The 12,240-nt window shown below is 39.5% G+C and carries 10 protein-coding genes and 1 other RNA gene; 5 read left to right on the top strand and 6 right to left on the bottom strand.

The annotated features are described in order from the left end of the window. Window positions 1–61 precede the first annotated feature (61 nt). Entirely contained in the window at window positions 62–427 is a 366-nt protein-coding gene (locus AC0VZ5_RS11150; protein WP_475472860.1) for a hypothetical protein, read from the bottom strand. Between the two features lie 49 nt (window positions 428–476). Between AC0VZ5_RS11150 and AC0VZ5_RS11145 the strand changes: the two genes are divergently transcribed. After that, on the top strand, window positions 477–1,022 hold the full coding sequence (locus tag AC0VZ5_RS11145) for a GNAT family N-acetyltransferase (RefSeq protein ID WP_138608262.1): 546 nt from the start codon (window positions 477–479) through the stop codon (window positions 1,020–1,022). Window positions 1,023–1,131: 109 nt separating this feature from the next. Next, window positions 1,132–2,796: a gamma-glutamyltransferase gene (ggt, locus tag AC0VZ5_RS11140; RefSeq protein WP_475472858.1), complete on the top strand. Its 1,665-nt coding sequence runs from the start codon at window positions 1,132–1,134 to the stop codon at window positions 2,794–2,796. 76 nt (window positions 2,797–2,872) lie between these two features. Here the strand turns inward: ggt and AC0VZ5_RS11135 are convergent, their stop codons facing one another. Together AC0VZ5_RS11135 and AC0VZ5_RS11130 are read right to left on the bottom strand one after the other, a co-directional pair. Beyond that, the gene (locus AC0VZ5_RS11135; protein ID WP_475472856.1) at window positions 2,873–4,075 is read right to left on the bottom strand and encodes an aromatic amino acid transport family protein; all 1,203 of its coding nucleotides are present in this window, start codon (window positions 4,073–4,075) and stop codon (window positions 2,873–2,875) included. A 302-nt stretch (window positions 4,076–4,377) separates the two neighbouring features. Continuing rightward, window positions 4,378–5,256 carry a flagellar protein MotY gene (locus AC0VZ5_RS11130; RefSeq protein WP_475472854.1) on the bottom strand — a complete coding sequence of 293 codons (879 nt, stop codon included), beginning with the start codon at window positions 5,254–5,256 and terminating at the stop codon, window positions 4,378–4,380. A 471-nt stretch (window positions 5,257–5,727) separates the two neighbouring features. Between AC0VZ5_RS11130 and rnt the strand changes: the two genes are divergently transcribed. Beyond that, the gene (gene rnt, locus AC0VZ5_RS11125; protein ID WP_024602076.1) at window positions 5,728–6,402 is read left to right on the top strand and encodes a ribonuclease T; all 675 of its coding nucleotides are present in this window, start codon (window positions 5,728–5,730) and stop codon (window positions 6,400–6,402) included. A gap of 54 nt (window positions 6,403–6,456) precedes the next feature. Here the strand turns inward: rnt and AC0VZ5_RS11120 are convergent, their stop codons facing one another. Beyond that, a complete protein-coding gene (locus tag AC0VZ5_RS11120) occupies window positions 6,457–8,082 on the bottom strand; it encodes a DUF342 domain-containing protein (RefSeq protein ID WP_475472852.1) in 1,626 nt (541 codons plus the stop codon). 249 nt (window positions 8,083–8,331) lie between these two features. Between AC0VZ5_RS11120 and ssrA the strand changes: the two genes are divergently transcribed. Together ssrA and AC0VZ5_RS11110 are read left to right on the top strand one after the other, a co-directional pair. Beyond that, window positions 8,332–8,688, top strand: a transfer-messenger RNA (tmRNA) gene (ssrA, locus tag AC0VZ5_RS11115). Between the two features lie 189 nt (window positions 8,689–8,877). Then, window positions 8,878–9,879 carry a Fic family protein gene (locus AC0VZ5_RS11110; RefSeq protein WP_475472850.1) on the top strand — a complete coding sequence of 334 codons (1,002 nt, stop codon included), beginning with the start codon at window positions 8,878–8,880 and terminating at the stop codon, window positions 9,877–9,879. A gap of 315 nt (window positions 9,880–10,194) precedes the next feature. Here the strand turns inward: AC0VZ5_RS11110 and AC0VZ5_RS11105 are convergent, their stop codons facing one another. Further along, the gene (locus tag AC0VZ5_RS11105) at window positions 10,195–10,680 is read right to left on the bottom strand and encodes a hypothetical protein (protein ID WP_209326559.1); all 486 of its coding nucleotides are present in this window, start codon (window positions 10,678–10,680) and stop codon (window positions 10,195–10,197) included. After that, window positions 10,677–11,816 carry an AAA family ATPase gene (locus tag AC0VZ5_RS11100; RefSeq protein WP_475472848.1) on the bottom strand — a complete coding sequence of 380 codons (1,140 nt, stop codon included), beginning with the start codon at window positions 11,814–11,816 and terminating at the stop codon, window positions 10,677–10,679. Before AC0VZ5_RS11100 ends, AC0VZ5_RS11105 begins: the two co-directional genes overlap by 4 nt. Window positions 11,817–12,240 lie beyond the last annotated feature (424 nt).

The raw sequence follows: 12,240 nt of genomic DNA, 5'->3' as shown, positions 1-12,240 counted from the left end.
ACTCTAAAAATAATACAAAAAAGGTAAGCCATGGCTTACCTTTTTTTATGGTTAAAAATAATTAACCTTCTTTATGCTCTTCACGTGCTTGCTCAATTTCTGCTGCAATTTCATGTGCTTTTTGCTTCGTATTTTCAGTTAGCTCGCCAGCCGCTTCTTTGCTTTTGATCCATGCATCAACAGCTACTTCTTTGCCGTCATCGTACATGTCTAAGCCCATCGCTTTACTCTCTTCGAGTAGCTCATTTAATGACTCGTCATTTTTAAGCTCATTGGTTTTTTCTTTAACGTCGTTCCACGTTTCGTTTAGCTTTTCTTGAACTTCAGCGCTCGTTTGTTTGGCGTCTTGTTTCACTTCGTTGGCATCTTCACACCCTGTTAGTGTAATTAAAGTGCCTAATAATGCTAAACCTGCTAATTTATTCATTGACTATCTCCTTTAGTGAAAAATATATTTCAGAGGTAACTATACAACAATGAAAATGAACATAGCTGTAACAACACGATTAAGTTTTAAATTAATGGACGAAAATGATTGGCAGCAATTATATGAGCTCGATCAAGATCCAGCCGTTATGCAGTATTTAACACAAGGTAAACCCACTTCGCTTGAAGATATAAAAACGAAAGGCATTCCAAGAATGCTTGCGTATAGAAATGAGCAACAAGGTTGGGGGCTATGGCAGGTAACCCTGCGTGAAGGCAATACCTTTATAGGGTGGGTGCTTGTTCGGCCGATGGGATTTTTTTCAGATACGCCTGACTTTAGTGATATTGAAGTCGGCTGGCGATTTAAACAAGCGAGTTGGGGTAAGGGTTATGCAACTGAGGCGGCACAAGCGATTTGCTCAACGATTGAAAAACAGTCGCAAGTAAAGGCAATCAGTGCCACAGCGCTGACCGCCAACGTTGGCTCAATTAACATCATGAAAAAGCTCGGTATGCAGCTACAGCACTATTATATTCATACTGATGATGGCTCAAACTTAACTGCTGCGCTTTATTCAAAGCCGTGCAGTTGAGCTAAAACTTCCTAAGCCTTAAAAATGTAGCATCTAAATATTGACCTGATGTTTGTTACTATGCATTAATGTTTTCCATCAATGTATAAAAATAACCTAAGGATATGGGATGGGAGTACTTTTTTCACCAAGCAAGCTAATTATCAGTAGTATTGTGGTAATACAGTTATGTGTTTTTAGTGTAGCGGCTAAACAGAGTGCCGTTGCCATGCCTGACACTTTTAGTGCACATGCTGCAAAAGCTGTGTTAGAGCAGGGGGGGGACGCGGTTGATGCAGCCATTGCAGCACAGTTTGTATTGGCCGTTACGCTTCCCGAGGCGGGTAATATTGGCGGCGGTGGGTTTATGCTTATTCATAAGGATGGGCAAGGTGATTTTATAGATTACCGTGAAACTGCACCGAACGCCGCGCATCGTGATATGTATTTAGACCAGCAAGGGCAAGTTATTGCTAATAAATCTATTTATGGTATTCATGCCAGTGGTGTACCGGGTAGTGTCGCTGGTATGTGGTTGGCCCATAAGAAGCATGGCACACTTCCTTGGAAAACCTTAGTACAACCTGCGGTTACATTAGCTGAGCAAGGTTTCGTGGTGCCCGAAAAGTTGGCTCAGTTAATTAAGGGCTATATAGAGCACCTAAACAATAAAAACATTAAAGTAAATTTTGCCAGTTATTTTGCAAGCGCTACATCAGGTAAGCTTTTTAAACAACCTGAGCTTGCCGCGACACTCAAACGCATTCGCGATAATGGCCAAGATGGCTTTTATCAAGGTGAAACCGCAACGATCATCGCAAACTTTATGGAGCAACATGGCGGTATTATTACTCAAGACGATTTAAAAAATTACCGCGCAAAGTCTCGTACTCCTATAAAAGCTAACTGGAACGGCTATCAAGTGCTTACTTCACCGCCACCAAGCTCCGGCGGTATTGCTATATTACAATGGCTTAAAATGTATGAGCTTAAAAAGCCCATAGCTGCACCATCACATAATTCAGTTGGGTATGTGCACTTACTTGCTGAAATAGGTAAGCGAGTGTTTGCTGATAGGGCAGAATACTTAGGCGATCCTGATTTTTACCAAGTGCCTACAGCTAAGTTACTTGCAGAAAACTATCTTAAAAACCGCAGCAATAGTATAGATTTAAAGGCCATTTCTACCACTGAAAATATTAAACCGGGTTTAAAAGAAAGCGAACAAACCACTCACTTTTCTATTATTGATAACATGGGGAATGCTGTTGCTAATACCACCACCATCAATTTAGGGTTTGGTAGTGGCGTAGTCGTAGAAGGCGCTGGCTTTATTTTAAATGATGAAATGGATGACTTTAGCGCTAAGCCCGGGGTTATGAATGTATTTGGCGCCATTGGCGGAAAAGCGAATGAAATTCAGCCACATAAACGTATGTTAAGCTCTATGACTCCAACCATTTTACTCAGTAATAATAAGGTGAAAATGGTAACAGGGTCGCCTGGCGGCACCACAATTATTAGTTCAGTGTATCAATCAATACTCAATGCGATTGAATTTAATATGAGCGCAAATGAAGTAGTAAATAGCCCGCGTTTTCACCATCAGTTATGGCCTAAAAATGTGATTAGAGCGCACTCGGGTTTGGAGTCCTCAGTAAAGCAACAGCTAATAAAAATGGGTTATACAATGGATGAGCGTCACTTTGGTGATATGCATGTGATTATCAATAATGATGGCAAATTAGATGCGGCGTCTGAGCAAAGCGGAAGAGGGCAAGCGATAGTATTTTAACGTTAATTATTGACGTTTGAATGGTATGCACCCCAAAACCATCATTGGGGTGCATATATTAGAACAACTATAGGGGCTAGCCTATAGCCGGTATAACTCCTGCCATTTGCAGGCATTGTGCGCTAATAATTGAAATACCACACAAAGCGGCTATGGCCAAACCAATATTACCACTGCGTACTTTATAGCCTTCTTTTTCAATCCCCTGACGCTGCCTGTACACCATGCTAACGGGTAAAAATACTGCCAATATAACCAAAGCAATGGCTGCATAGCCTAATGCCATAATAAATCCTTGCGGGTAAAATAAAGCAAATCCAAGAGGAGGAACAAAAGTAATAAGTGCTGTTTTAATTCTATCAGCCCCCGTGTCTGCTTTTTTGAATGTGTCAGCAAAAAAGTCAAATAACCCCAAGCTTACCCCTAAAAATGACGTTGCTAGAGCTAAGTCGGCAAAGAGTTTAACCGCAGTAGAAACATTGGCGTTATTGGCAATATTGGCCACACTGGCTACAAAACCAGTTAACCCATCGCTTTGTAGTAATTGCTCTTGGCTCATTATGCCTTGGCTTAATACTTGCCAAAATACATAAATAACCAGTGGTAAAGAGGCGCCTGCAATCATAACTTTGCGCAAGGTTTTTATATCAAGCCCGACATATTTAACAATAGAAGGAATTGAGCCATGAAAACCAAAAGAGGTGAATACCACCGGGATAGCCGACAGTATCAGCCCTTGCTCAACAGGCATTTCCAATAAGTGTTGGCCATGTACATAAGGTGTTAGCATATAAAACAAGCTAGCCAAAACTACTATTTTTACACTAAATAGTACTCGGTTAAGCTTATCAACTTTACTAGTGCCTAAAGTCACCACACCTGCAATCAATACGGCTAAAATAACGGAGCCTAATTGTGGAGCAATACTAAGATTAAACCCAGTATTAATGCGCTCTTGTAGCTGAGCACCACCACCGGCTATGTAAGCAGCGCACAGTGCATAAAATAAGAATATCATCGAAAAGTTAGCTACATACTGGCCACGTTTACCAAGCCAAAGCTTAGCCAGTGTATTTAAGGTGGCGTCGCGAGGGGCATATTGGTGAAGCTCCAACATAAGTAAAGCAGTGTAGGTCATTAGTAACCAACACCCTACAATTAACACCATTGCCGTATTAAATCCCAGTCCCGCAGAGGCAATGGGTAGGGCAAGCATACCTGCACCTATGGTGGTTCCTGCAACAATTAACATGCTACCTATTGTTTTATTTTTAAGCACTTAATGATCCTGATCAAACGTGAGAGACACGCAAGATATAACTAGTTGTGCAAAACTTAAATAGTTTTGTCATAAAAGAGACAAAATAAAATGTAATCTTCTATTTACAACTGTATTAAAAAAGCCAAAATCATCAAGAAATGAAATTTAACTTATTAATATAAATGAAAAAATAAAAAGCCAAATGTTAATAACTAAATGGCAGAGTATTGTTTTTTAACAATAGAGGCATGATTAAATTGATAGGTATTGACCGAAAGTGCTTAAATTACACATTCGGCCATTAAAGGAGAGAGCTTAACTTACATTTTTGCTATTTGAATTACCAAGCGACGGTTTTTATCACGGCCTAAAATATTATCATTGGTGTCTACAAATCGTTTTTCACCAAAGCCTTCAGTAACCACTTTAGTTTCATCAACACCTAAGCTAACCATGTAATCTTTAATAGCCTTAGCACGGGTTCTAGATAAATCGAGGTTATTCCAACGACCGCCGTAACTATCGGTATAGGATGCAATACTGATTGACTCTATACTCGAGTCGTTTTTTAAATACTCAGCAATTTTATCAAGGCGTTGCTGCGATGACTTAGTTAACTTACTGCTGTTAGATTCGTAGTTCATTATAGTGAACGAAATATCTTCAAAATTGTATGGCAGCAATTCGTCTCGGCATTGTAAAAATGCCCAATACGCTTGCTTAAAGTTAACATTAGACATACCCACGGCAATTTTATCGGCACTATTTTGCCAGTCTTGGTAGTAAAAAGTAGGTTGGTTGCCTTTTTCAAGCTCAGTCAGTATTTCCCATGCTGTTTTATTACCTAATTCACCATCAAACTTTTTAAGTAATTTCATATCAGCAATATCACGGGCAGGGCGGCCTGCTCGCCAGCTAGGTGGTACCGCTTTTAAACCAGCTATCGCGTAATTTTCTGGGCGCACCACCATGTCTAAATTAAAAGTGAGATCTTTGTTTTTACTGGCTGATGCTTTAAAAACGGCTTCACCATAGTAGGGAACTTCATGATTTAATTGGCATTGTAAGCGAGTCGTTTTAACCAAGTTCCAATTTGAATTATCTTGGTTAGCCGTGTACTGGCGCATTGCCGCAGTTGTATTCAAACTATACAGCACACTACTAATGCCTAGGCTAATAAATAACAACTTACACTTCATCGAGAATTCTCCAGTTATCTAGCTCTGCCAAAAAAGTGACAAAAACCGTAAAATATTACGCAACAGCAAATAATTCAGCGTAAACGCTAGGGTCTGTTGACCTTTCAAGGTTAAATTTGCAGCAGCCTGTTTGGTATTTAGGCAAGGCAGAGCCTATGTGGTGTGGTTATTCCCCATAAATAGGCGATAACACAGCATTAATGCCAAACAGGCGCGGCCCTTTGGGTTCTGCCTAGGGGCGATTTACTCTTTGTTGCTCGGTTTTTACTTAGCCCACTAGGTTACAAACCTCGCGCCGCGATTAAACCGCCCCTAGCTTGAACAAATTTTAATCCGCAAAGGTCAACAGACCCTAATTACTAAGCAAGTAACATGCCTATAGTTTAACTGTAATTAATCAATAAATCCCCTAGCCGACAGGCCATCAATTTTGACATAATAGACAGCTAATCCCTACAAACCAAGAATACTATGGCAAATACTGAGCAAACACTTTTCGCACAACGCTTTCGTGGCTTTTTTCCAGTTGTTATTGATGTTGAAACCGCCGGTTTTAACAAAGAAACTGACGCACTACTAGAAATCGCAGCATCCGTCTTAAAAATGGATGACGAAGGACTGCTTAGTATCGATCATACCGTTCATTTTCATGTGCAACCGTTTGAGGGCGCAAACATTGAACAAGCCGCTATTGAGTTTAATGGGATTGAGCCTTTTTCAGCACTTCGAGGGGCAGTCCCTGAAGAAGAGGCGATTAAAGAAATTTGTAAAGTAGTGCGCAAAGCGCAAAAAGCCGCAGGGTGTCAGCGCTCTGTGGTGGTTGCTCATAATGCCGCTTTTGACCATGGCTTTTTAAATGCCGCTATTGAGCGTAATAACATCAAGCGCACACCATTTCATCCGTTTGTTAGTTTTGATACCACATCACTTGCGGGTTTGGCATTAGGGCAAACAGTATTAGCTAAAGCGTGCCGAGCAGCAGGAATAGAGTTCGATAATAAACAAGCACACTCTGCGTTATACGATACCGAACGCACTGCTGAACTGTATTGTTTAATTGTTAATCGTTGGCAGCAACTAGGCGGTTGGCCACTTGCTATAGATGAAACACAACAAAGCGAAGACGAAGCAAGCAACCAAGATTAAGTCTACAATAGTGAATACTTACTTTATGAGCTGAGCTATTTTTAATTAGTTTAATTAAAACGATTGCGTTATTTTACCTTCACTATGAGTGATTAAATGTGGTGGGTAATTACGCGAAAAGCTAATTGATTCTCGTGCAATTTTAAGCTCTACCCCAGGGTGCATGAGCTCATTAACTTTTAAGCGACTGAGCGCTAAAAGCTGTGTCATTTTCTTTCTTAGCAACTGCTTTTGCTGATTGATGCTGGCGCTTCGGTTTGCTATGTGTTCTTCATTCGTTGTTATTTTATTCAAAAACTGCTGACGCTGTGCGCTTGCAACTTGTTTATTAATTCGCTGACGCGCTTGCTGTAGTTCAATTGACTTACCGATTAAAACTTTTTCAAAGTCAGTAATTTGCGCTTGTTTTTGCTTTAGCACATACCATCGCTGTGCGATGCAAACACGGGTTTTAGTTCCTGCTGGTGCGCCCAATTCACCTGTTTCAATGCGCATTGCGTCTAGAATATGGCCACCAATAATTTTCCCTTTAGGATCTTTTGCACTGCCCACCCTAATTAAATTTCCAGCACTCAAGTCACAATGTAATGATTGGCGATCTATTAGTAAGTTTTGATCCGTTTTTATGTCACAGTATTGAGAGTAACCAAGAGCAACGGTTCGTTTAGCTAAAATAGAACAGGTAAATGGCTCATCGGCTTCTCGCTTTCTGCCAATTGCACCCTTTACTATTGTGATAGCACTATCACTTTTGAGCTGCGCCGATTCAACAAAGCCTAAAACAGTAATATCGCCGCTGGCGGTCACGCGCATGCCATCTTTTATATCACCACTGACTATAATACTGCCATCAAATTCAACATGCCCAGTACTTGGATCAATATTGTGAAAGCATAAAACATCATCAACACGCATACCACGGGGAAGGGCAACCGGTACGCCAGTACAGTCGGCAATTAATAAGTTGGGGTTGTCAGACGCAATTTTAGTGCCGTCAAAAGGTTGTAATTTATGTTCTTTGCCGGAGGTTGCAGTTAGTACATCACCAAACACAGTAAACCCATCAACCCCCGGTGTTGCTGGAATGCGCCGCATTAATTCACAACCAGGTTTTACGGTAATAATATCACCTAGGTTTCTCATATCGACTTTACCACCGCCTTTAGCTTGCGGGCTAAGTACGCGGTCTTGCGCTGTGCAGCACAGACGCACAAATTTGGCATCGTTACCTACTTTAGGTGCACGGCCAAAAGCGACTTCGGCGCAATGCGTGCTTCCTGGGGAGTGTTCGAACTGTTGCGCCAATAACTGTTCTAATGCATGAGAGCTAATGCCTTTTACAACCCCTGCTTGTGAGAACTCTTCAATCGCTTGTTCCATGCTAAGCAATTTACCGCCCTTGGCAGTAATAAGGGTAGCTTCAACGAGCATATTCTTTTCATCGATGTTTATGGTTAGCTTTGCATCAATGGCTTGAGCAATTACTAAAGAGGGGGCTTCTTCGGTGTTATTTTGAGCAAACAGCTTACCAATATTGCTAGCAATAACCTCACACTCGCAATATTCTGACTGGCCAATTAATTCAATAAGCTGTGTTGCTGTTGAGGCTAAACCTGAAACATGAGGGTGTGAAACTAAAGAGATATACCCCGTTTGCTCATTAAAAGAAAAAACCGACATTTATAAATCCTCTAGGTAATATGTCTGTTATTATTTTTTATAATTTATTAGACCAAGGTCTAGCCTTGCATTTGAGCATAAAGCACCATCATTGTTAAGTAATTGTTTCTTAATTGTCCAATATTTTACATTTACATGTGTGTTTGATGCATGATTAACCAACCAATAAAATAAAACGCCTAAGGTGTTGAGTATTCGTAGGTTACTCGGTTATACTGCTTGGACACTCTGAATGAGTAACCTTATTCAGGGGCTGATTAGGATTCGACGGAATTCAAGAAGCCCGAGGTGCATGTCGAGGTGCGGTTTGCCTCGTAAAAAAGCCGCAATTTAAAGTAATCGCAAACGACGATAACTACTCTCTAGCAGCTTAGGCTGGCTAGCGCTCCTTCCATGTATTCTTGTGGACTGGATTTTGGAGTGTCACCCTAACACCTGATCGCGACGGAAACCCTGGCCGGGGTTGAAGCGTTAAAACTAAGCGGCCTCGCCTTTATCTACCGTGTTTGTCCGGGATTTAAAGGTTAATTAAATGACAATACTAAACATGTAGTACCGACGGTCGAGGCTTTTCGGACGGGGGTTCAAATCCCCCCAGCTCCACCAATAACGGTTTTTAAATTCGTTTGTTTAAAAACCCTAAAAAACCCGCAGCGCTAGTTAATTCGAGCCTTGCGGGTTTTTTTATAAATATAGTTTTACAAAAGCTGATTGCTTACTGTACAAATTGAGTTTTAAGGTGCTATTTTAATGCGTGCTATTAAACCCCTAACACCTAAGCAATGAATTATAATAATGCCTAACTATTTACCGCCTTTTACTTTATCAAACAAAACTCTGTCTTTAGTGGCTCAAATTAGTGAGTCTATAGGTCGCCTAACAGTGCAGCAAGAGCAAGAGAAACTACTTCGTTTGCGCAAAGTAAATCGAATGCGAACAGTACAAGGCTCACTCGCGATTGAAGGCAGCACGCTCACACAGCAGCAAATTACCGCGATACTCGATGGTAAGCGTGTTATTGCACCGCCTAAAGAAGTGCAAGAAGCTCATAATGCAATTAGTACTTATGAAACACTCCCTCAATGGCAACCAGCAAATGGTACTCATCTACTTGCAGCACATCTGCTGATGATGAAAGGTTTAGTCAAAGATGCAGGTATGTATCGTCAAGAAGGTGTGGGGGTGATGTCGGGTGAGCAAGTTGTACACATGGCGCCACAAGCGACACGTGTGCCCAAATTAATGACTGACCTATTAGAATGGCTAGAAAGTAGTGATGTTCATCCACTTGTTGCAAGTTGTGTATTTCACTACGAGTTTGAGTTTATTCATCCTTTTTCTGACGGTAATGGCCGAATGGGACGTTTATGGCAAACGCTAATCTTGTCTAAGTGGCATGAAGTGTTCATAAATATTCCTGTCGAAAGTATGGTTTATCAACACCAAGACAATTACTACTTAGCGATCCGCCAAAGTACCCAACAAACCGATAGCGCTCCTTTTATAGAGTTTATGTTGCAGATGATTTATAACGCAATTTCAGAGGCGAATAATATAAAGTCAAATGACGGTTTAAATGACGGTTTAAATGACGGTTTAAAACTCTCTAATCTTGATATAGATATTTTGATGTTCATTCAACAAGACCGCTATAAAACTAATGCACAGCTTTCTGAAAGATGTGGTAAGTCTCAAAGCACTATTGAAAGGCGCGTAAAGTTTTTGAAAGAGGCAGGCTTGATAACTCGTATTGGGGCTAAGAAAACAGGGTATTGGCAGGTTAATTCACCCGTTTAATATTAAACAGGCGCGAAACTAGTAATGCGCTAAACGAGTGCAGTTGTTTAATCAGCTGCCTAAAAAATCAGGGCCACTATTTGCAGATTGTCGAAAGGCGTTTGAAAGGGCAGTAAATAAAACCGATATTAATTTGCCTAAGGGGCAGTGTAGCCATGTTCTAAGGCATACTTTCGCAAGTCATTTTATGATGAATGGAGGGTGCTTCAGCAGATACTTGGTCATGCAAAGATTGAGCAAACCATGGTTTATGCACACTTTGCACTAAGTCATTTAGAAGACGCAATCAGATTAGGTCCAAAAATAAACTAGCGATTATTTGTAAAAATTATGGTCCTTATCTAGAAAAACAATATAAAAAGTGTTCGAACAGAAATTATAGGAGGATTTGTTTTGCTCCTTTTTGTTAAAATCATCTGGAATAACAAATCCTATTAACCTAACAGAACCTTCTAACCTAAATCTAGCCCACTTAGCTTGGTGAGGAATATGCTTGGGTTGAGTAAAGTCAGATTTTTTTGGAAAAGAACCATAAACCTCTAAGACGTGGTTTTTTCCTTGTCCTATTTTTTCTTTCTCCCATTGTACTAAGGGCTTTTTTGAATAATTAACTAACTTATCAAGTAGCTTTTGTAACTGTACTTCAGTCCAATCGGAAAAGTTTTGGCCAGCAGGTTGGTCGTGAGTAAAATATGAAAAGTTAAATTTGCACAAACTAGCTATTTTATCTTCAGGGCTATCAAGGCTAGCTGTAGGGAATCGATCTAGGAAACTTTGTTTTCTGTGATTTTTGAAGCTCATAGAACAGGAACTCCACCCAATTTACCGGTATTATATGCTGGTAAAATTGCGCGATCATTTCGTAATATATCACTCGGTATTTCATCTAATCGGTATGCAAAACATTCATTGCTTTCTTTTTCAACAAGGTAAGTTCTATATTTCCCCATATATTCCATAATTTCAGAATTGTGAGTTGTGAAAATTAGTTGGGCATTCTTTGGATTATTTTCTGGGCAATCAAAAAGACCTATTAATTTAGGTAAAATATGAGGATGAAGATTGATATCAAATTCATCGATACATAAAACCCCACCAAGTTTCAAAGCATTTTGATACTTACCTAATTGAGTGAATAGCGATTTAGTACCACTTGATACTGCAAATATTGGTAATGGATGTAATTCACCACTCACTTCATGTATGAAAAAAGGGGTATAAATAACTCTCCCAGTTTCTTGATCATCTTTTTGTCGTATTACAATATCACTAACACCGGTATCACTTGCAACAATGATATCTTTTGTAAAATTAAACATTTCTTCATTGTGATACAAAACTTTAGATATTTGGTTTATATCAGGAAAATGCTCTACTAGGCCACCGTAACTAACGTTATAGGTGATAGAGTCAAAAAAACAGTAAACATCTGACAACGAGTCCATCAAATCTAAGTCATATTGTTTAAAAGAACTGATAAAAGAAGCGTTAGTTCGTAATTTCATTGACGCGAGTTCAGAAAACTCCGAAATAAGATGAGTAAATTCATTTTTTTGTCGTTCTATTATTTTTACTTTTCTATTATTTTTCCTATAAAGAACTTCACTGAAAACTTCGGTATCAGTTAAAGATAGCTCGTAGCTGTACTCACAATTGTTCCATATGAATTCAATGTAGAACTCAATAGGATTTTGATTTCTAAAAAAAGGCTCTACTCTTATATAATCTTTAGGTTTGTAATCTTGAAAAGAGTCAGTACAAAAGTCACTGATGAATGATAAAGCCTTCAACAAATTTGTCTTACCAGAGGCATTTTTGCCTTTTACGCACAGAAAATCAGCGACACCTTTTTTAGATACTTTTTTTGGAACTCTAAAGCTAACAATACAACCTTCCTTGAACCCAAAAAAGTTCTTTAAGCCATATTCTAAAATCATTTGGTGATAACCTCATATCTACGAATTGAAACAATACGGATGATAGAGAGGTTTACCTAAATTAACAAGCTAAATAGGTTTTTTTGACGAAAAACGTCAAATTCATGTGTTTAGGCTGTAATTTTTATTGACCAGTCAGTGACCAAAAATAATAGTTTGCATTAGATTATATAAGATAACATTAGAGGTTAACTACTTGATACTAAAGTAACTCATTGTTTTTATTAGATACCTATAATAATTGAGGCTTTTCGGACGGGGGTTCACCCCCCCCCAGCCCACCAATAACGGTTTTTAAATTCGTTTGTTTAAAAACCCTAAAAAACCCGCAACTTGAGCAATCAAGTCGCGGGTTTTTTTATGGCTGAAATTATTGAATTTATTGTGCTTTGGTTTATCTTGCGAACCCCGAACCCCGAACCCC

Source organism: Pseudoalteromonas sp. QJM3NY_12 (assembly GCF_056173165.1).
The sequence above is the reverse complement of the archived record's forward strand: the minus strand, read 5'-3'. Positions and strand labels throughout refer to the sequence as shown.